Raw genomic sequence first — 20,114 nt, 5'->3', positions numbered from 1 at the left:
TTCATTGTGTCACTTCACCTCTGTTGATTAGACGTGGCGACTTTAACGACAGTAAAAGGCGGGAGCCAGTGAAGAGATGTTTATTAATAAATGACCGGTGGGGATAAAAACAAAAAAAGACGCTTTTCAGCGTCTTTTTTCTGGAATATTGGTACCGAGGATGGGACTCGAACCCACAAGCCCGTTAGGGCACTACCACCTCAAGGTAGCGTGTCTACCAATTCCACCACCTCGGTACAGAATACTTAGTGCGGGATATCGCTGGTCGGCTGAGCCGGCGCAGTTGGCTGAGTTTGCTCTGCTTTCGGCGCGCTCAGGTTATCCCACTCACTTCCTTTACTGGTCTTGTTGCTGTTGATGTTACCCAGCGCCAGACTGATGATGAAGAACAGCGCAGCCAGGATGCCGGTCATACGGGTCATGAAGTTACCAGAACCGCTGGACCCAAACAGTGTGCCGGAAGCGCCTGCACCGAAGGAGGCTCCCATATCAGCGCCTTTACCTTGCTGCAGCATAACCAGACCTACGAGGCCAATCGCTACAATAAGGAAAACAACCAAAAGAGCTTCGTACATAATCAACCTGTTCCTTGCGGATTCGCCGCATACCAAGTGCTTCGACCAATAAAGCGGGACGTTTTAACGTTTCCCACTGAAGCGGGTGTGAATACTAACCAAAGCGAATGACCTTCGCAAGGGCAATTTCGACACATTGTATCAACTGCAGAAAAAAACAGCAAAAAGCCGGTATTCGGTCATAAAAAAGGCGGCAAGCGCCGCCTTTTTAACCACTTAGCCGACAAGCTTAGACGCTTTTTACCGCTTCGGCGATGCGATGCGCAAACTCGTGCACCTGATCTTCATGCTCGCCTTCCACCATGACGCGGATCAGCGGTTCCGTACCCGATTTACGCAGCAGGACGCGGCCACGCTTACCTAACGCCGCTTCCACTTCTGCGGTCACCGCTTTGACATGCTCATTCTCCAGAGGGTTACCGCTGCCCTCGGTAAAGCGCACATTCACCAGCAGCTGAGGGAACATCTTCATGCCGCTGCACAGGTCATGCAGGCTCATGTGGTTGCGTACCATCGCCGCGACCACCTGCAAACTGGCGACGATGCCATCGCCGGTGGTGGTTTTATCCAGCAGGATCACATGGCCGGAGTTTTCCGCACCGATGCGCCAGCCTTTTTCCTGGAGCATCTCCAGCACATAGCGGTCACCCACCTTAGCGCGGGCAAACGGGATGCCCAGCTGCTTGAGCGCCAGCTCCAGGCCCATATTGCTCATCAGCGTACCGACGGCGCCGCCGCGCAGCTGTCCCTGACGCAGCCCTTCCCGGGCGATGATGTAGAGGATCTGGTCACCATCGACTTTATTGCCTTCGTGGTCAACCATGATCACCCGATCGCCATCGCCATCGTAGGCAATGCCCAGATCGGCTTTTTCCGCCAGCACGCGCGCCTGCAGCGCCCGCACGTCGGTGGCCCCGACCTCTTCGTTGATGTTGAGGCCGTCAGGCTCGCAGCCCATCGCGATAACCTGGGCGCCCAGTTCGCGGAAAACATTGGGCGCGATGTGGTAGGTTGCGCCGTGCGCACAGTCCACCACCACTTTCAGCGTGGAGAGGCTCAGCTCGTTAGGAAAGGTGCCTTTACAAAACTCAATGTAGCGGCCCGCGGCATCGACGATGCGGCTGGCTTTACCCAGCTCAGCCGAGTCCACACAGGTGAGTTCTTTCTCCATTTCGGCTTCAATCGCCTCTTCCACATCATCCGGCAGCTTGGTGCCCTCAATGGAGAAGAACTTGATGCCGTTGTCGTAGAAAGGGTTATGTGAAGCGGAAATGACGATCCCCGCCTCGGCGCGAAAGGCGCGCGTCAGGTAGGCGATCGCCGGCGTTGGCATTGGCCCGGTGAACGACGCAGAGAGCCCCGCTGCCGCCAGCCCGGCTTCCAGCGCCGATTCCAGCATATAGCCCGAAATACGGGTATCCTTGCCGATGATAATTTTACGCGAGCCGTGACGCGCTAACACTTTGCCCGCCGCCCAGCCGAGCTTAAGCACAAATTCCGGAGTGATCGGCGCATCGCCGACGCGGCCACGAATACCATCGGTGCCAAAATACTTGCGGTTACTCATAACGTTTTTTTCCCTTAGCGGCGAGAGTGGCTTCCACCACGCGCAACGCTTCTACCGTTTCTTTGACATCATGGACGCGGATAATCTGCGCGCCCTGCATTGCTGCAATGACGGCACACGCCAGGCTGCCGTTCAGCCGTTCCGACGGCCCGACGTTCAGCAACTGACCTACCATCGACTTACGCGACATACCGACCAGCAGCGGCAGACCAAAGTGATGAAACTCTCCCAGCCTGGCCAGCAGTTGATAATTGTGGGTGAGATTTTTACCGAAACCGAATCCCGGGTCGAGCAGCAATTTTTCTTTTGCGATCCCTGCCTGTTCGCAGCGCACGATGTGTTCATTAAAAAAGCGCTCCACATCGGCGAAGACATCCTCATACTTCGGCGCCTCCTGCATGGTTTTCGGCTGTCCCTGCATATGCATCAGACACACCGGCAGCCCGGTTTCCGCCGCAGCCTGCAGCGCGCCGGGTTCGGTCAGCGAACGAATATCGTTAATGATATGCGCCCCTGCCCGGGCGGATTCGCGGATAACCTCCGCTTTGGAGGTATCCACGGAGATCCACACCTCAAAGCGCTGGGCGATAGCCTCCACCACCGGGATCACCCGCGCAAGCTCCTCTTCCACGCTAACCTCAGCCGCCCCTGGCCGCGTCGATTCACCGCCGATATCAATGATGGTCGCCCCGGCGTTGATCATCAGATTGGCATGCTTCACCGCCTCAATCAGCGAATTATGGGCGCCGCCATCGGAGAAGGAGTCAGGCGTCACATTAAGAATACCCATCACGTGGGGGTGAGAGAGATCGAGGGTTGAGCCCTGGGCTACAAGTTTCATCACAAAATCCCTGAGACTGAAGAGGTTAAAAAAGAAAAACCCCGGAGCGGGCGCCCCGGGGTTTTAAGGTTAAAACAAGACATCAACAGCGGCAGCTTATTTGTCGCCCAGCTGCTCTGACATGGTGTTGCCCGGGTTCGGCGTACGCGGTTCATCGACCGGACGCGGCGCACGAGGCGTGCCATTGTTGTCAGAGTTGTTAGAAGAACCGGGTTCTTCCCAACCCGCTGGCGGACGAACATCGCGACGAGCCATCAGGTCGTCAATCTGCGGCGCATCGATGGTCTCATACTTCATGAGCGCATCTTTCATCGCGTGCAGAATGTCCATGTTGTCGTTCAGCAGCTGGCGAGCACGACCGTAGTTACGCTCAATCAGCGATTTCACTTCCTGGTCGATGATACGTGCAGTTTCATCGGACATATGCTTCGCTTTCGCGACGCTGCGGCCGAGGAACACTTCACCCTCTTCTTCCGCGTACAGCAGCGGACCAAGTTTGTCGGAGAAGCCCCACTGGGTCACCATGTTACGCGCCAGGTTCGTCGCCACTTTAATGTCGTTAGACGCGCCGGTAGAAACATGTTCCGGACCGTAGATAATCTCTTCCGCCAGACGACCGCCGTACAGGGTGGAGATCTGGCTTTCCAGTTTCTGACGGCTGGCGCTGATCGCATCGCCTTCCGGCAGGAAGAAGGTCACACCCAGCGCACGACCGCGCGGGATAATCGTCACTTTGTGCACCGGATCGTGCTCCGGCACCAGACGACCGATAATCGCGTGGCCCGCTTCGTGGTAAGCGGTGGACTCTTTCTGCGCTTCCGTCATCACCATGGAGCGGCGTTCCGCACCCATCATGATTTTGTCTTTCGCTTTTTCGAACTCAACCATCGATACGACGCGTTTGTTGCCGCGGGCAGCAAACAGGGCCGCTTCGTTGACCAGGTTGGCCAGGTCCGCACCGGAGAAGCCAGGGGTACCGCGAGCAATGATTGCCGCATCGATATCCGGCGCCAGCGGAACGCGACGCATATGCACTTTCAGGATCTGCTCACGACCGCGAACATCCGGCAGGCCAACCACCACCTGGCGGTCAAAACGGCCCGGACGCAGCAGCGCGGGGTCAAGAACGTCCGGACGGTTAGTCGCCGCGATAACGATAATGCCTTCGTTACCTTCGAAGCCGTCCATCTCAACCAGCATCTGGTTCAGGGTCTGCTCACGTTCATCGTGACCACCGCCAAGACCGGCGCCACGCTGGCGGCCGACGGCGTCGATTTCATCGATGAAGATGATGCAAGGCGCTGCTTTCTTAGCCTGTTCGAACATGTCACGCACACGGGATGCACCAACACCGACGAACATTTCTACGAAGTCAGAACCGGAAATAGTAAAGAACGGCACTTTTGCTTCGCCAGCGATCGCTTTCGCCAGCAGCGTTTTACCGGTACCCGGAGGACCGACCATCAGGACGCCTTTCGGGATCTTACCGCCCAGTTTCTGGAAGCGGCTCGGCTCACGCAGGTATTCCACCAGTTCGCCGACTTCCTCTTTCGCTTCGTCACACCCGGCAACGTCAGCAAAAGTGGTTTTGATCTGATCTTCCGTCAGCATACGGGCTTTGCTTTTGCCGAAGGACATCGCGCCCTTTCCGCCGCCGCCCTGCATTTGCCGCATAAAAAAGATCCAGACGCCAATCAACAGCAGCATTGGGAACCAGGAGATGAAGATGGAAGCCAGCAGGCTTGGCTCTTCTGGTGGTTCACCAACAACTTTGACGTTTTTAGTCAACAGGTTATCGAGCAGCTTCGGATCGTTAACCGGAATGTAAGTCGTGTAACGGTTACTATCTTTCTTGGTAACGTTGATCTCACGTCCGTTGATACGCGCTTCGCGAACCTGGTCCTGATTGACCTCTTGCAGGAAGGTAGAATAATCCACCTTGCGGCCATTCGACTCGCTGGGCCCAAAGCTCTGGAATACTGACATCAGCACAACGGCAATGACTAGCCAGAGTATTAGGTTTTTCGCCATGTCACTCAAGGGATTAACCTCTTATTACAACTGTGTTAAAAACAGCGTCAGGATACGCTATATCCAGTTTCTTTCAAACTTTCATTTGAAATCTGCCGGTTATGGTTTACGCCCGGTCGCTACAATATACACTTCACGCGAACGAGCGCGGGAAGAGTCCGGCTTACGAACTTTGACCTTCGTAAACAGGGAGCGAATTTCTCGAAGATACTCATCGAAGCCTTCGCCCTGGAACACCTTCACTACAAAACTACCACCTGGCGCTAATACATCACGAGACATTTCAAGCGCCAGTTCTACCAGATACATCGCCCGGGGAATATCCACCGCCGGTGTTCCGCACATATTCGGCGCCATATCGGACATGACCACTTGTACTTTACTGTCGCCTACTCGCTCAAGTAACGCTTTCAGGACTAATTCATCACGAAAGTCGCCCTGAAGGAAGTCCACACCAACGATTGGATCCATTGGTAAAAGATCGCAAGCGATGATGCGGCCGCTGTTGCCGATCTGCGTGACCGCATACTGCGACCAGCCTCCGGGAGCAGCGCCGAGGTCAACTATCGTCATCCCCGGCTTAAAAATTTTGTCACTTTGCTGTATTTCATCAAGTTTAAACCAGGCACGGGAACGTAACCCCTTTTTCTGTGCCTGTTGAACATATTTATCGCTAAAGTGTTCCTGAAGCCAGCGGCTTGAGCTGGCAGAACGCTTTTTACCTGTCATTTAACATTCCCGTTCGGGTTCATCGTACTTTACTGCGTAAAAATCGACGCGGTAGTTTGGCGATATATGGGAGATGGCGGTAGAATGACCCGTTTTCAATCCCAACGTAAGCAAAAAAATACGATGAATCTGAGTACTAAACAAAAACAGCACCTGAAAGGTCTGGCACATCCGCTCAAGCCGGTAGTTATGCTTGGCAACAATGGTTTGACCGAAGGGGTACTGGCCGAGATCGAACAAGCGTTAGGGCACCATGAACTCATCAAGGTGAAGATCGCCTCAGAAGATCGCGAAACTAAAGCCTTGATCGTGGAAGCCATCGTGCGCGAAACCGGCGCCTGTAACGTACAGGTCATCGGTAAAACGCTGGTTCTGTACCGCCCAACGCCAGAGCGTAAAATCTCGCTGCCACGCTAAGAATATCCTCAATCCCGACACAACTTTGTGTAAAACGAGGGATTTCTGTGGCCAGGCGAGCAAAATGCCATGCTCGTGACGTTGATAAAAGGCCGCTATGCGGCCTTTTTCCTTTCTTTACAATCTATAAACATCGTAGCGGGAAATACGCCTTACAGGTATTCAACCTTGGTAATTTCGTATTCCACTTCCCCACCCGGTGTACGGATAGTCACGACGTCATCCTGCTCTTTACCGATCAGACCACGGGCAATCGGCGAGTTCACGGAGATCAGATTCTGCTTAAAATCAGCTTCGTCATCGCCCACGATACGGTAGGTCTGTTCCTCGTCAGTATCGAGGTTCAGCACGCTGACAGTAGAGCCAAAAATCACCCGGCCATTGTTCGGCATTTTGGTGATATCGATAACCTGCGCATTGGACAGCTTCGCTTCGATATCCTTGATACGCCCTTCGCAGAAGCCCTGCTGTTCACGCGCGGCGTGATACTCGGCATTCTCTTTCAGATCGCCGTGTTCACGGGCCTCAGCAATAGCGGCAATGATTTCAGGACGACGCACAGACTTCAGATAATCCAGTTCTTCGCGCAGTTTTTCAGCGCCACGTAAGGTCATCGGAATCGCTTGCATTAGTTATACCTCTTTATCATTCCTTCAGGAAACGGATAGCTCCGCTCCGCCACCTGTCCTGTCCACGGGCAGGACACGAGCAAAAAGAAACCGACCCGGGAAACACTCCCCAGGTCAGCAGCAATTTTTCATTTGATAGGTATTTTACCCCGAAGTTCATTATGGGTCATCGTTTACTTTACTGGGCGTTGCACCGTAGTATGACGGCCTGGCTTCAGGTTGTTAGCGCGAGATTATGCGATTTCCCAGATTTATCATCGGATTGACTGCCGGTATAGCGCTTAGCGCTCAGGCGGCGAATATTGACGAGTACATCACCCAGCTTCCCGCCGGTGCGAACCTTGCCTTTATGGCGCAAAAGGTCGGCGCATCGACGCCGGAAATCGACTATCACAGCCAGCAAATGGCGCTTCCGGCCAGTACGCAAAAGGTCATCACCGCGCTGGCGGCCCTGCTGCAGCTGGGTCCCGATTTTCGCTTCACCACCACGCTGGAAACCAAAGGCTCACTGGACGGCGGCGTGCTGAAAGGCGATCTGATCGCCCGCTTCGGCGGCGACCCGACGCTGAAGCGGCAGGATATTCGCAATATGGTGGCGACGCTGAAAAAAGCTGGCGTGCAGCGTATCGACGGCAATGTGCTTATCGATACCTCGGTCTTCGCCAGCCATGATAAAGCGCCGGGGTGGCCGTGGAACGACCTGACGCAATGCTTCAGCGCTCCGCCTGCGGCGGCGATTGTCGACCGCAACTGCTTCTCGGTCTCGCTGTATAGCGCGCAGAAGCCGGGCGATCTCGCCTTCATTCGCGTCGCCTCCTATTATCCGGTCACCATGTTCAGTCAGGTTCGCACCCTGGCGCGTGGCTCATCGGAAGCCCAGTATTGCGAACTGGACGTGGTGCCGGGCGACCTCAATCGCTATACCCTCACCGGCTGCCTGCCGCAGCGTAGCGAACCGCTGCCGCTGGCCTTCGCGATACAGGATGGCGCCAGCTACGCCGGGGCGATCCTTAAAGCGGAGCTGAAGCAGGCGGGGATCGCCTATAGCGGCACGCTGCTGCGTCAGACGCTGGCCAATGAGCCCGGCACGGTATTAGCCACCACCCAGTCAGCGCCGCTGCACGATCTGCTACGGATCATGCTGAAGAAATCCGACAACATGATTGCGGATACCGTTTTTCGTACCATCGGTCATGCCCGGTTCGGCGTACCAGGGACCTGGCGGGCAGGATCCGATGCCGTACGTCAGATCCTGCGTCAACAGGCTGGGGTTGATCTCGGCAACACCATCATCGCCGACGGCTCTGGCCTGTCGCGCCACAACCTGATCGCCCCGGCGACCATGATGCAGGTGTTGCAGTATATCGCCCAGCACGACACCGAGCTCAACTTCATCTCTATGCTGCCGCTGGCGGGCCATGACGGCTCGCTGCAGTATCGCGCCGGCCTCCATCAGGCGGGCGTCGATGGCAAAGTCTCGGCGAAAACCGGGTCGCTGCAGGGGGTTTATAACCTTGCGGGCTTCATCACTACCGCCAGCGGGCAAAAGGTGGCCTTCGTGCAATACCTCTCCGGCTACGCCGTGGAGCCAGCCGATCAGCGTAACCGCCGCATACCCTTGGTACGCTTTGAAAGCCGGCTTTATAAAGATTTGTACCAGAACAACTAAAAACAAAAGGGCCGCATCAGATGCGGCCCTTTTTGATCCAGAGAAGTCAGGATTAACGTTTGTAGATGAATTCAACGCCTTCTTCGTCGTCTTCGTCCCAGTCGTCATCCCAGTCTTCGTCATCTTCCACTTCGGCTTCGGCCTCTTCAAGCTGCTGACGGTGATAGTCGTCCCACATAAACTCGACTTTCTCCGGCTTCTGCTCTTCTTCCGCCTGCACGATGGGGTTTTCGATGATGAAGGTCATCACGTCCCAGCACAGATCTTTTACGCCCTGCTGGCTGGCGGCGGAGATCAGGTAGAATTTCTCTTCCCAACCCAGCGCTTCAGCAATTGCCTTCGCTTTAGCTTCGGCTTCCGCTTTGTCCATAAGGTCAATCTTGTTAAAGACTAACCAGCGCGGTTTGGAGGCCAGCTTCTCGCTGTATTTCTCCAGCTCGCCGATGATGATGCGCGCGTTCTCAACCGGATCGGAACCGTCGATAGGCTCGATGTCGATCAGGTGCAGCAATACGCGGCAGCGCTCAAGGTGCTTGAGGAAGCGGATGCCGAGGCCTGCGCCTTCCGCTGCGCCTTCAATCAGCCCCGGGATATCGGCGACCACAAAGCTCTTCTCATTGTCCATACGCACCACGCCCAGGCTTGGCACCAGGGTGGTAAACGGATAGTCAGCCACTTTCGGCTTGGCGGCGGAGACCGCACGGATGAAGGTGGATTTACCGGCGTTCGGCATCCCGAGCATTCCGACGTCCGCCAGCAGCATCAGCTCCAGCTGCAGGTCGCGCTTATCACCCGGCGTACCCATGGTCTTCTGACGCGGCGTACGGTTAACGGATGATTTAAAACGGGTGTTGCCCAGACCGTGCCAGCCGCCCTTCGCCACCATCAGACGCTGACCGTGTTTGGTCATATCGCCCATGGTCTCGCCGGTGCCCTGGTCTATAACCCGGGTCCCGACCGGCACTTTTACCGTCACGTCTTTACCACGCTTACCGGTACAGTCGCGGCTCTGGCCATTCTGCCCGCGTTCGGCGCGGAAAGATTTTTCAAAACGGTAGTCGATCAGGGTATTCAGGTTTTCGTCCGCTTCCAGCCAGACATCGCCGCCATCACCGCCATCGCCGCCGTCCGGGCCGCCTTTCGGAATATATTTTTCGCGGCGGAAGCTTACGCAACCATTGCCGCCGTCACCTGCTACGACCAGGATCGTTGCTTCATCTACAAACTTCATTTTACTCTCCGTAAATCATTCGCCTGAGCGGGGCAGCGGTACTACCGCCTCTCGCTTACGCCAACGTCCCCAAAGACGATGACCGATGGCGGAATACATCGCGCCCGCAACCACGACAAACGCACCGAGATAACCAATCAGGTTTAACATCGGTCTGGCGAAAACATCGGGCCAGGCCATTGATAATAAATCAGAAAACAGTAGCGTAAACAGTGGCGTCAAGGTGATTAACGCGCTGACCTGCGCCGCCTGCCAGCGCGCCATGGCTTCCGCCAGCGCCCCGTAGCCGACCAGGGTATTCAGCCCGCAAAAAATCAGGCATGCCAGTTGCCAGCTGCTTAACCGGGATATCACCCCAGGCTCAGCGAGCGGCAGTAATGCAATCGTACATAAAGTGTACAGCAAAAATAGTATCTGCTGTGATGCCAGACGGCGCAATAACACCTTTTGCGCGACGCCGTAGCTTACCCACACCGTGGCGGCAGCAACGCCGAAAATTACCCCCCACGTGTAGTCCGTCAGGCGGGTAAAGATTTCAATCAGGCTGGTGTTGAAGAACATCACCAACCCGCTGAGCAGCATCAACGCGCCCACCACCTGGGTGCCGCGCATGCGCTCTTTCAGAATCACGACGCTAGCCACCATCATGCCTACCGGCGATAGCTGGCCGATGACCTGAGAAGCCGTGGGGCTGAGATACTGCAGGGAAGAACTGAACAGGATGAAGTTACCGAACAGGCCGCCGGTGGCAATCGCTAATAAGACCAGCCAGCGCGGCTTGCGAAAAATTCGCAGCGGCGGCAGTTTGCCTTTGATCGCGAGGATCGCGCCAAGACCAATACTGGCCATCAGGAAGCGATAAAACACCACCGTTGGCGGCGCCATCACCTCAAGAACCTGCTTCATTGCAATCGGCAACGCTCCCCAACACATCGCGGTGGTAAGCGCCAGAATAATGCCAATCCCAGCCTGCTGCTTCATGCCTGTTTCCCTGCAAAAATTTTCCGGTAGACGAATGTAAAAAGCCCCGCAACGTGTTGCGGGGCTTTCATCCGTTACCGGGACGCGAAAAACTTATTCAGCAACGATGCTGATGAATTTACGGTTTTTCGGGCCTTTAACTTCGAACTTGACTTTACCGTCAGTCAAAGCGAACAGAGTGTGGTCACGGCCGCAACCAACGTTGGTGCCAGCGTGGAATTTGGTACCACGTTGACGAACGATGATGCTACCTGCCAGAACTGCTTCACCGCCGAAACGTTTTACGCCCAGACGTTTAGCTTCTGAATCGCGACCGTTACGAGTCGAGCCGCCAGCCTTTTTATGTGCCATTTAAATCTACTCCTCAGGTCTTAGGCGCTGATGCCAGTGATTTTCACATCAGTGAACCACTGACGATGGCCCTGCTGCTTACGATAGTGTTTACGACGACGAAACTTAACGATTTTAACTTTCTCGCCACGACCGTGAGCAACAACTTCAGCTTTGATTACGCCGCCCTCAACGAAAGGAACGCCGATCTTGATTTCTTCACCGTTTGCGATCATCAGCACTTCAGCGAACTCAACAGCTTCGCCAGTTGCGATGTCCAGCTTTTCCAGGCGAACGGTCTGACCTTCGCTTACTCGGTGTTGTTTACCACCACTTTGGAAAACCGCGTACATATAAAACTCCGCTTCCGCGCACCTCTTCGTGTGATTCAGAGTGCGCTATAAATATTCACAATAGGGCGCGAATATTACGCAAAACGCGAGCCTTTGACAAGAGCGATTAGCGATCAATGCAGAAAAAAAACACAACTTTCACGACAACGTTTATCTACGGCAATTTTTCAGTACAATCATAACTTCTTTTAATTCTGTCTTAATCCTTCTGTGATCCCACCTGGATTCATGGTAACAGGACATTTGGCCCGGCTTTTGCGATGAATTTAGAAAAAATCAATGAGTTAACCGCGCAAGATATGGCGGGTGTCAATGCGACGATTCTTGAGCAACTCAATTCCGATGTTCAGCTTATCAATCAGTTAGGCTATTACATCGTCAGCGGCGGCGGCAAACGCATTCGCCCGATGATTGCTGTGCTCGCCGCCCGCGCGGTGGGCTATCAGGGGAGCGCGCATGTCACCATTGCTGCGCTGATTGAATTTATTCATACCGCCACCCTGCTGCATGACGACGTCGTCGATGAGTCTGATATGCGTCGCGGCAAAGCCACGGCAAATGCGGCGTTTGGCAATGCCGCCAGCGTGCTGGTCGGCGATTTTATCTATACCCGCGCCTTTCAGATGATGACCCAGTTGGGCTCGCTGAAGATCCTCGAGGTCATGTCGGAAGCGGTGAACGTCATTGCCGAAGGCGAAGTGCTGCAGCTGATGAACGTCAATGACCCGGATATCACGGAAGAGAACTACATGCGCGTCATCTACAGCAAGACGGCGCGTCTGTTTGAGGCTGCCTCGCAGTGTGCGGGATTACTGGCCGACTGCACTGCGGAAGAAGAGCGCGCGTTGCAGGATTATGGCCGCTATCTCGGCACCGCTTTCCAGCTGATCGACGATTTACTCGATTACAGCTCCGACGGAGAGCGGCTTGGTAAAAACGTCGGTGATGACCTCAACGAAGGCAAACCGACGCTACCGCTGCTGCACGCCATGCACCATGGTACCGCCGATCAATCGGCGATGATCCGCGGGGCAATCGAGCAGGGCAATGGCCGCCATCTGCTGGATGCCGTCCTGGAAACGATGGCTGCCTGCGGTTCGCTGGAGTGGACGCAGAAACGTGCCGAAGAAGAAGCTGACAAAGCGATTGCCGCGCTGCAGGTTCTCCCTGACACCCCCTGGCGTGAAGCCTTGATCGGGCTGGCGCATATCGCGGTTCAGCGCGATCATTAATCCCCTCCCCCTTCCCGCGCAATGCGCGGGAAAGTTCCAGTAAAAACCCATTCCCTACCGTAAATTTCCGGATACCTTGATACATTCTGAATATTCCGGCGCTTTAACAGAACTTGTTAGAACCTTACCTGGTGCACGGGTATAGTGTCCCCGTCGCCCATATGGGCCGATCAGGATCTTTATCACCAGGAGAATTTATGGATAAGTTCATCGACTGGCATCCCGCAGATATTGTTGCGGGATTACGTAAACGGGGAACATCGCTGGCGGCAGAGTCGCGACGGCACGGTCTGAGTTCTTCAACGCTGGCGAACGCCCTGACCCGCCCCTGGCCGAAAGGCGAATTAATCATCGCCACGGCGCTGGATACACAGCCGTGGGTCATCTGGCCGTCACGCTACCATGATCCGGTAACGCATGAGTTTATCGACAGAACGCAGATGATGCGTCAAAAGAAGATGGACAAGTGATGTGATAGTTCGACAAGGACCCGGGATAGACGCCCGGGCCCTGACAGGATGCGGTTACTCGCCTTTCACGCGCTGAATATTGGCACCCAGCGCCTGCAGTTTGTCTTCGATACGCTCATAGCCACGATCGATATGATAGATGCGATCGACGATGGTGGTTCCCTCAGCGATACAACCTGCCAGTACGAGGCTCGCCGAGGCACGCAAATCGGTCGCCATCACCTGCGCGCCCGAAAGCTGCTCCACGCCGTGACAGATCGCGGTATTGCTCTCGATCTCCGCGTGGGCGCCCATACGGATCAGTTCCGGAATGTGCATAAAGCGGTTTTCAAAGATCGTTTCGGTGATCACGCCGGTCCCTTCCGCGACCAGGTTGAGCAGCGTGAACTGGGCCTGCATATCGGTCGGGAAGCCCGGATGCGGCGCGGTACGCACGTTAACCGCTTTCGGACGGTTGCCGTGCATATCAAGGCTGATCCAGTCTTCGCCCGTTTCGATGTCCGCTCCGGCGTCGCGCAGCTTCGCCAGTACGGCGTCCAGGGTATCTGGTTGCGCGTGACGGCAGAGGATCTTGCCGCCGGAAATGGCTGCGGCAACCAGGAAGGTCCCGGTTTCAATACGGTCCGGCAGCACGCGGTAAACGCCGCCGCCCAGACGCTGCACGCCTTCGATGGTGATGCGATCGGTGCCCTGGCCGCTGATTTTTGCGCCCAGCGCGTTAAGGAAGTTCGCGGTATCGACGATCTCCGGCTCGCGAGCGGCGTTTTCGATAATCGTCGTCCCCTCGGCGAGGGTCGCTGCGCTCATGATAGTGACGGTGGCGCCGACGCTCACTTTATCCATCACGATATGCGCGCCTTTCAGACGACCATTGACCGAGGCTTTAACATAACCTTCTTCCAGTTTGATCTCGGCGCCCAGCTGTTCCAGCCCGCTAATATGCAGATCGACCGGACGCGCGCCGATGGCGCAGCCGCCAGGCAGAGAAACTTGTCCCTGACCGAAACGCGCCACCAGCGGGCCCAGCGCCCAGATGGAGGCGCGCATGGTTTTCACCAGATCGTACGGAGCACAGAATACATCGACCGGGCCGGCGTCAATCCACACCGAACCATTGCGCTCTACCTTCGCGCCCAGCTGACTCAGCAGCTTCATGGTGGTATCGATGTCTTTCAGCTTAGGTACGTTCTGGATCTCTACCGGCTCTTCGGCAAGCAGCGCGGAAAAGAGGATTGGCAGGGCGGCGTTTTTTGCACCGGAGATGGTGACTTCGCCCTGAAGGCGAGTCGGCCCCTGAACACGGAATTTATCCATTGATTCTGTTCTCTATTAAAAATTCACATACGCTGCAGGGGATCCCCCACAGCTTAGAAGCCATTTAGTTTGCGGTCTCGCGCCCACTCCTGCGGAGTAAAGGCCTTGATCGACAGCGCATGGATGCGGTTGTCAGCAATATATTCCATCAGCGGCGCGTAGACGCTCTGCTGCTTTTTAACCCGACTCATGCCATCGAACATCTCACCCACAGCAATAACCTGAAAGTGGCTGCCATCGCCAGAGACGTGGACTTCCTGGAGGGGGAGTGCGTTCATCAGCACGGTCTGAATTTCATGATTTTCCATGGGCTCAAATTTATCTGATAGTGAAAACAGCCCAACATCTTAGAGGAAAGTGGCGCGGTCTTAAACAAGCAAAAAGCCCCGGCGAAAAGATTGCCGGGGCTTTCGGAATAGCTTCAGCGCTAAGGCACTGAAAAGATTATGGGATCATATCGGCAGGCAGGTTGTAAAGACCGACCAGCGTTTGCAGATTTTCGCTCTTGCCGATCAGCTGCGCTTCCCGGCCCTGGCGGCGAATCAGCGCGACAAAATGCACTAACAGCGCCAGGCCCGCCGTGTCCACGCGCGTGGTCTGGCTGAGATCGATGATCGCTGTCCCCGCCGTCGCCTGGGCGCGTGCCTCCCAGAGCGGGACCAGCAGATCCTGATCCAGCTCTCCGTGCAGCGCCAGCGTCTCGCCATCACGAGTCCAGCTCAGCTGCCCGCTCATTATTTTTTCTGTTCCAGGGTGATCGGCTGAGCGGAGATCGCTTTCAGCTGCGCGGTCAGGCCATCAACGCCCTTGGTACGCAGCAGATCGCTCCACTCGTTTTGTTTGGTGGTGATCATGCTGACCCCTTCCGCGATCATATCGTAGGCCTGCCAGTTGCCGGTCTGGGTGTTTTTACGCCACTGGAAGTCGAGACGTACCGGCGGACGGCCATTCGGGTCGAGGATGGTGACGCGGATCGGAATGATGGTCGCGCTGCCCAGCGGCTGTTCCGGGGCAATCTGGTAGGTCTGACCATGGTACATGGCCAGCGCCTGGCCATAGGCCTGCTTCAGGTATTCACGGAAGGCGGCAAAATAGGCTTCACGCTGCGCCGGGGTGGCTTCTTTGTAATAGCGGCCCAGCACCAGCGCGCCGGCATACTTCACCTGCACATACGGCAGAAGCTCCTGGTCGACGATGTCGCGCAGATAGTTAGGGTTGGCCTTGATCTTCGGCTGTTCATTCTTCAGGCGATCGAAGGTTTTCTGCGCCGCTTCATTCATCAGCTTATACGGATTGGACTGGTCTGCCGCCTGGACCGCGGTCAGCGGGGCAATCACCAGCATGGCGACCATGAGTAAGCGTTTAAACATATCGTATTTCTCCTGAAATTAATGCGTCGTGCCGGCTGCCGGCGTCGCGTCAGTATGACCTTCTGCCTCGGCCTTATCATTGCCAGAATTCTGATTGTCGCCGCCCTTGCTGTTATAAAGGAACTGACCAATCAGATCTTCCAGCACCATGGCGGACTTGGTGTCCTGGATAGTACCGCCGTCTTTAAGGATAGTCGTCCCGAGGTCCGGGTCTTCAAAACCGACGTTCAGCGCCAGATACTGCTCGCCCAGCAGGCCAGAGGTGCGGATCGCCAGCGAACTGGTATCGGGGATATGGTTGTAGCGCTCATCAATATCGAGCTCCACGCGCGGCAGATAGGTTTTCGGGTCGAGGGTGATGTCCGCCACGCGGCCAACAACCACACCGCCGATGCGCACCGGCGAGCGCGCTTTCAGGCCGCCGATATTATCGAAGGTCGCGTAAAGACGGTAAGTCGGCTCGGTACGTAACGAGGTGACGTTTGCCGCCTTCAGGCAGACAAACAGCGCCGCCAGCAGCGCCACCAGTAAGAACACCCCTACCCAGATTTCATTTTTTTTCGTTTGCATGAACTCAATTCCCAAACATCAGCGCAGTCAGCACAAAATCCAGCCCCAGAACCGCCAGCGACGCATGCACCACGGTGCGCGTAGTCGCCCGGCTAATCCCGGCGGAAGTGGGGATAGCATCATAACCATTGAATAACGCAATCCAGGTTACCGTAATGGCGAATACCAGGCTCTTAATCAGGCAGTTCACCAGATCCATTCGCCAGTCGACGGCATTTTGCATCGCGGTCCAGAAAAAACCACCGTCAATGCCCTTCCAGCTCACGCCCACCAGCGCGCCACCCCAGATCCCCACCGCGACGAAGATAATCGTCAGCAGCGGCAGCGAAATGACGCCGGCCCAGAAACGGGGAGAAATGACGCGGCGCAGCGGATCCACCGCCATCATCTCCATACTGGAGAGCTGTTCCGTGGCCCGCATCAGGCCAATCTCGGCGGTCAGCGCCGACCCGGCGCGACCGGCAAACAGCAGCGCGGCGACCACCGGCCCCAGCTCGCGCAGCAGCGACAGCGCCACCAGCATGCCAAGACTGGTCTCAGCGCTGTAGGTGGTTAAGACCAGATAACCCTGCAACCCGAGCACCATACCGATAAACAGGCCCGATACAATGATAATCAGCATCGACAGAACGCCGACGTTGTAGAGTTGACGAACCAGCAGCGGCGCGTGCTTGCGAAACTCTGGTTTGCCGACAACGGCGTTAAACAGCATTAATCCGGCGCGTCCAAAGGTCGCGGTGGTTTTAATACCGCGATGGCCTAGCGCGGCCAGCGCATTAAACAGCATCAGTCGCTCAACTCCCTATGCCTAATAAATCATGGTGATAGTCGCCAGCCGGATAACGGAACGGCACCGGGCCGTCGGCAATACCATCAATGAACTGACGAACCCGAGGGTCGGCATTCTCCCGTAGCGACTGGGCGCTGCCGTGGGCGACAATCTTTTTATCCGCCACGATATACGCATAGTCCGCGATGCTCAGCACCTCAGGCACATCGTGCGAAACCACGATGCAGGTGACGCCCAGCGTGCTGTTGAGTTCAGAAATCAGCTTCACCAGCACGCCCATGGTGATGGGATCCTGCCCGACGAACGGTTCGTCGAACATAATGAGATCCGGCTCCAGGGCGATGGCCCTCGCCAGGGCGGCGCGGCGCGCCATGCCGCCGGAAAGCTCGGAGGGCATTAACTTCGCCGCACCGCGCAGCCCCACCGCCTCCAGCTTCATCATCACCGTCGTATGCAGCAGCGCAGGCGGCAGATGCGTATGTTCGCGCAGCGGGTAGGCGACGTTGTCAAAAACATTGAGGTCGGTAAACAGCGCCCCAGACTGGAACAGCATGCTCATCCGCTTACGCACCGTGTACAGACGTGAACGGGTCATCTGCGGCACGTTCTCGCCATCGAACAGGATCTCTCCCCTGTCCGGCGGGATCTGTCCGCCGATCAGGCGTAACAGGGTAGTCTTGCCGATCCCCGAAGGTCCCATAATCGCAGTAATTTTACCGCGCGGCACCGACAGCGAGATGTCGTCGAAGATCACGCGATCGCCGCGAGAAAAGCGGATACCGCGCACTTCAACTAAATTCGCCTGAGTTTGGCTCATAAAATCATCCTTACTAAGCACCTGATGGGCAAGCATCGCCCTTTCTTACGCCACAATCACAACATTTTTACAGAATCTTACCTGCACAGGTTAGCGAAAGCTGGCATTTGTTTTACTTTTGGCACGCATAAAGTCAAAATTAAGAATTCGTTACGCTGCGTAGGGATAACCCAGCGAGGCGACGATTATACCTGAAGAAAGGACTTTAGATGCTCTTAGCGACGGCTCTGTTAATTATTGGTTTATTGCTGGTTGTCTACAGCGCCGATCGTCTGGTCTATGCCGCCTCCATCCTTTGTCGCATGTTGGGGATCCCGCCGCTGATCATCGGTATGACGGTGGTGAGTATTGGCACCAGCCTGCCAGAGATCATGGTTTCCACCGCGGCCTCGCTGCATGGGCAGACCGATCTGGCGGTGGGCACCGCGCTCGGCTCCAATATCACCAATATTCTCCTGATCCTCGGTCTGGCTGCCTTACTCAGGCCATTTACCGTGCATTCTGATATTCTGCGCCGCGAATTACCGCTAATGTTGCTGGTCAGCGTGCTGGCGGGGCTGGTGCTCTATGATGGTCAACTGTCCCGTCTCGACGGCCTGTTTTTACTGGCGCTGGCGCTGCTATGGCTGCTGTTCACCATCAAGATTGCCCGTCTGGCGGAACGCCAGGGAAGCGATAGCCTGACCCGCGAACAGCTGGCGGAACTGCCGCGTGAAGGGTCGCTGCCGGTCGCTCTGCTGTGGTTAGGGGTGGCGATGATCGTCATGCCGATGGCCACCCGCATGGTGGTGGATAACAGCACGGTGCTGGCAAACTATTTTGCCATCAGCGAACTGACCGTCGGCCTGACGGTAGTGGCGATAGGCACCAGCCTGCCGGAGCTGGCCACCGCCATCGCCGGGGCGCGCAAAGGGGAAGATGACATTGCCATCGGCAATATCATCGGCGCGAATATCCTCAATATTGCGCTGGTGCTGGGTTTGCCGGCGCTGATCGCGCCGGGAGCCTTTGCGGCGGAAGCCTTTACCCGCGACTATGGCGTGATGTTGCTGGTCAGCCTGATCTTCGCGGTGCTGTGCTGGCGCCGTAGGCAGCAGCCGGGACGACTGGTTGGCGCGCTGCTGGTCGGTGGTTTTGTGGTTTGGTTGGCGATGCTGTTCTGGACAGCGCCGCTCTTCGTTGAATGACTCGGGATAACATCATGTCGCAAATAGATTTGCCCACGGATTTTGACTTTCAACAGGCCGGCCGTCAGGTGCTGGAAATTGAACGTGAAGGTCTGGCCCAGCTCGATCAATATATAAATGAAGATTTCACCCGCGCCTGCGAAACGATTTTCCGCTGCGGCGGGAAAGTCGTGGTGATGGGGATGGGCAAATCCGGCCATATTGGCCGCAAGATGGCGGCAACCTTCGCCAGTACCGGCACGTCGGCATTTTTTGTCCACCCTGGCGAAGCCGCGCACGGCGATTTGGGCATGGTTACGCCGCAGGACGTGGTGATTGCGCTGTCGAACTCCGGCGAATCGAACGAAATCCTCGCGCTGATCCCGGTCCTGAAACGCCAGCAGGTGAAGCTTATCTGCATCACCAGCCGGCCTGAAAGCAGCATGGCGCGCGCGGCGGATATCCATCTGTGCGTGAAAGTGCCGAAAGAGGCTTGTCCATTAGGGCTGGCCCCCACCTCCAGCACCACCGCCGCGCTGGTGATGGGCGATGCCCTCGCCGTCGCCCTGCTGGAGGCTCGCGGCTTTACCGCTGAGGATTTCGCTCTCTCGCATCCGGGCGGCGCACTCGGTCGTAAGCTGTTGCTGCGCGTCAATGATATTATGCATACCGGTGATGAGATCCCGCACGTCGGCCTGCAGGCCACCCTGCGCGATGCGCTGCTGGAAATCACTCGTAAAAATTTAGGTATGACCGCTATCTGCGATGACGACATGAACATCATCGGTATCTTTACCGATGGTGACCTGCGCCGGGTCTTCGACACCGGCGTCGATATGCGCGATGCCAGCATTGCCGACGTCATGACCCGGGGAGGGATCCGCATCCGTCCCGGCACCCTGGCGGTGGATGCGCTAAACCTGATGCAATCCCGTCATATCACCTGCGTGCTGGTTGCCGATGGCGACCATCTGCTGGGTGTGGTACATATGCACGATCTCCTGCGCGCGGGCGTAGTGTAAGTAAGGAAAA

At 56.2% G+C, this 20,114-nt stretch carries 23 protein-coding genes and 1 tRNA gene; 6 read left to right on the top strand and 18 right to left on the bottom strand.

Going from position 1 to position 20,114, the window contains the following annotated elements; genetic code table 11:
* Nucleotides 1-149 precede the first annotated feature (149 nt).
* The 6 genes from ACLH1U_RS06035 to rlmE all read right to left on the bottom strand — a co-directional run bounded on the left by ACLH1U_RS06035 (nt 150) and on the right by rlmE (nt 5,743).
* Nucleotides 150-236: transfer RNA gene (locus tag ACLH1U_RS06035), tRNA-Leu, on the bottom strand.
* Nucleotides 237-245: 9 nt separating this feature from the next.
* The gene (gene secG / locus ACLH1U_RS06030) at nt 246-575 is read right to left on the bottom strand and encodes a preprotein translocase subunit SecG (RefSeq protein WP_064155357.1); all 330 of its coding nucleotides are present in this window, start codon (nt 573-575) and stop codon (nt 246-248) included.
* A gap of 229 nt (nt 576-804) precedes the next feature.
* Entirely contained in the window at nt 805-2,142 is a 1,338-nt protein-coding gene (gene glmM, locus ACLH1U_RS06025) for a phosphoglucosamine mutase (protein WP_004206179.1), read from the bottom strand.
* Nucleotides 2,135-2,983: a dihydropteroate synthase gene (folP, locus tag ACLH1U_RS06020; RefSeq protein WP_004206182.1), complete on the bottom strand. Its 849-nt coding sequence runs from the start codon at nt 2,981-2,983 to the stop codon at nt 2,135-2,137. Before folP ends, glmM begins: the two co-directional genes overlap by 8 nt.
* A gap of 96 nt (nt 2,984-3,079) precedes the next feature.
* Entirely contained in the window at nt 3,080-5,014 is a 1,935-nt protein-coding gene (ftsH, locus tag ACLH1U_RS06015; RefSeq protein ID WP_004206183.1) for an ATP-dependent zinc metalloprotease FtsH, read from the bottom strand.
* 99 nt (nt 5,015-5,113) lie between these two features.
* Complete coding sequence (gene rlmE / locus ACLH1U_RS06010) at nt 5,114-5,743, bottom strand: 23S rRNA (uridine(2552)-2'-O)-methyltransferase RlmE (protein ID WP_008806638.1); 630 nt, start codon at nt 5,741-5,743, stop codon at nt 5,114-5,116.
* A 123-nt stretch (nt 5,744-5,866) separates the two neighbouring features.
* Between rlmE and yhbY the strand changes: the two genes are divergently transcribed.
* Complete coding sequence (gene yhbY / locus ACLH1U_RS06005) at nt 5,867-6,160, top strand: ribosome assembly RNA-binding protein YhbY (RefSeq protein ID WP_002918374.1); 294 nt, start codon at nt 5,867-5,869, stop codon at nt 6,158-6,160.
* A 152-nt stretch (nt 6,161-6,312) separates the two neighbouring features.
* On the opposite strand, the gene greA is transcribed toward yhbY, so the two are convergent.
* A complete protein-coding gene (greA, locus tag ACLH1U_RS06000) occupies nt 6,313-6,789 on the bottom strand; it encodes a transcription elongation factor GreA (RefSeq protein WP_002918375.1) in 477 nt (158 codons plus the stop codon).
* Nucleotides 6,790-7,024: 235 nt separating this feature from the next.
* Here greA and dacB point away from each other — a divergent pair, with 235 nt between their 5' ends.
* Nucleotides 7,025-8,458: a serine-type D-Ala-D-Ala carboxypeptidase gene (gene dacB / locus ACLH1U_RS05995; RefSeq protein WP_023291122.1), complete on the top strand. Its 1,434-nt coding sequence runs from the start codon at nt 7,025-7,027 to the stop codon at nt 8,456-8,458.
* Nucleotides 8,459-8,510: 52 nt separating this feature from the next.
* Here the strand turns inward: dacB and cgtA are convergent, their stop codons facing one another.
* From cgtA to rplU, 4 genes are all read right to left on the bottom strand, one after another.
* The gene (cgtA, locus tag ACLH1U_RS05990; protein ID WP_004206186.1) at nt 8,511-9,689 is read right to left on the bottom strand and encodes an Obg family GTPase CgtA; all 1,179 of its coding nucleotides are present in this window, start codon (nt 9,687-9,689) and stop codon (nt 8,511-8,513) included.
* A 15-nt stretch (nt 9,690-9,704) separates the two neighbouring features.
* Nucleotides 9,705-10,670, bottom strand: coding sequence for a DMT family transporter (locus tag ACLH1U_RS05985; protein ID WP_004206187.1), 966 nt, complete (start codon nt 10,668-10,670; stop codon nt 9,705-9,707).
* A 93-nt stretch (nt 10,671-10,763) separates the two neighbouring features.
* Entirely contained in the window at nt 10,764-11,021 is a 258-nt protein-coding gene (rpmA, locus tag ACLH1U_RS05980; protein WP_002434222.1) for a 50S ribosomal protein L27, read from the bottom strand.
* A 20-nt stretch (nt 11,022-11,041) separates the two neighbouring features.
* Nucleotides 11,042-11,353, bottom strand: a complete 312-nt coding sequence (gene rplU, locus ACLH1U_RS05975) for a 50S ribosomal protein L21 (protein WP_002918379.1) — start codon at nt 11,351-11,353, stop codon at nt 11,042-11,044.
* 260 nt (nt 11,354-11,613) lie between these two features.
* Between rplU and ispB the strand changes: the two genes are divergently transcribed.
* On the top strand, nt 11,614-12,585 hold the full coding sequence (gene ispB / locus ACLH1U_RS05970; protein WP_023291123.1) for an octaprenyl diphosphate synthase: 972 nt from the start codon (nt 11,614-11,616) through the stop codon (nt 12,583-12,585).
* A gap of 197 nt (nt 12,586-12,782) precedes the next feature.
* Nucleotides 12,783-13,055 (top strand): DNA-binding transcriptional regulator SfsB, encoded by a 273-nt coding sequence (sfsB, locus tag ACLH1U_RS05965; protein WP_004206189.1) that lies wholly within the window; start codon nt 12,783-12,785, stop codon nt 13,053-13,055.
* 54 nt (nt 13,056-13,109) lie between these two features.
* Here the strand turns inward: sfsB and murA are convergent, their stop codons facing one another.
* The 7 genes from murA to mlaF form a co-directional block, all read right to left on the bottom strand.
* Complete coding sequence (gene murA, locus ACLH1U_RS05960) at nt 13,110-14,369, bottom strand: UDP-N-acetylglucosamine 1-carboxyvinyltransferase (RefSeq protein WP_023291124.1); 1,260 nt, start codon at nt 14,367-14,369, stop codon at nt 13,110-13,112.
* Nucleotides 14,370-14,422: 53 nt separating this feature from the next.
* The gene (ibaG, locus tag ACLH1U_RS05955; RefSeq protein ID WP_004144910.1) at nt 14,423-14,677 is read right to left on the bottom strand and encodes a BolA family iron metabolism protein IbaG; all 255 of its coding nucleotides are present in this window, start codon (nt 14,675-14,677) and stop codon (nt 14,423-14,425) included.
* Nucleotides 14,678-14,813: 136 nt separating this feature from the next.
* The gene (gene mlaB / locus ACLH1U_RS05950) at nt 14,814-15,104 is read right to left on the bottom strand and encodes a lipid asymmetry maintenance protein MlaB (protein ID WP_023291125.1); all 291 of its coding nucleotides are present in this window, start codon (nt 15,102-15,104) and stop codon (nt 14,814-14,816) included.
* Nucleotides 15,104-15,739, bottom strand: a complete 636-nt coding sequence (gene mlaC, locus ACLH1U_RS05945; RefSeq protein ID WP_023291126.1) for a phospholipid-binding protein MlaC — start codon at nt 15,737-15,739, stop codon at nt 15,104-15,106. Before mlaC ends, mlaB begins: the two co-directional genes overlap by 1 nt.
* Nucleotides 15,740-15,757: 18 nt before the next feature.
* Nucleotides 15,758-16,309, bottom strand: a complete 552-nt coding sequence (gene mlaD / locus ACLH1U_RS05940; protein ID WP_004206195.1) for an outer membrane lipid asymmetry maintenance protein MlaD — start codon at nt 16,307-16,309, stop codon at nt 15,758-15,760.
* 4 nt (nt 16,310-16,313) lie between these two features.
* On the bottom strand, nt 16,314-17,096 hold the full coding sequence (mlaE, locus tag ACLH1U_RS05935) for a lipid asymmetry maintenance ABC transporter permease subunit MlaE (protein ID WP_004150949.1): 783 nt from the start codon (nt 17,094-17,096) through the stop codon (nt 16,314-16,316).
* 7 nt (nt 17,097-17,103) lie between these two features.
* Nucleotides 17,104-17,916 carry a phospholipid ABC transporter ATP-binding protein MlaF gene (gene mlaF / locus ACLH1U_RS05930; RefSeq protein WP_004206196.1) on the bottom strand — a complete coding sequence of 271 codons (813 nt, stop codon included), beginning with the start codon at nt 17,914-17,916 and terminating at the stop codon, nt 17,104-17,106.
* 209 nt (nt 17,917-18,125) lie between these two features.
* On the opposite strand from mlaF, the gene ACLH1U_RS05925 reads away from it, so the two are divergent.
* Nucleotides 18,126-19,103: a calcium/sodium antiporter gene (locus tag ACLH1U_RS05925; RefSeq protein ID WP_023291127.1), complete on the top strand. Its 978-nt coding sequence runs from the start codon at nt 18,126-18,128 to the stop codon at nt 19,101-19,103.
* The gene (gene kdsD / locus ACLH1U_RS05920) at nt 19,100-20,104 is read left to right on the top strand and encodes an arabinose-5-phosphate isomerase KdsD (protein ID WP_369707981.1); all 1,005 of its coding nucleotides are present in this window, start codon (nt 19,100-19,102) and stop codon (nt 20,102-20,104) included. The genes ACLH1U_RS05925 and kdsD overlap by 4 nt, the downstream gene beginning before the upstream one ends.
* Nucleotides 20,105-20,114 lie beyond the last annotated feature (10 nt).

This window comes from Klebsiella sp. 1SOBk5mer, from assembly GCF_046603115.1.
In the GTDB taxonomy this organism is placed as follows: domain Bacteria; phylum Pseudomonadota; class Gammaproteobacteria; order Enterobacterales; family Enterobacteriaceae; genus Klebsiella; species Klebsiella quasipneumoniae.
Note: the sequence above shows the minus strand (reverse complement) of the source record. Positions and strands in the feature narration are given on the sequence as shown.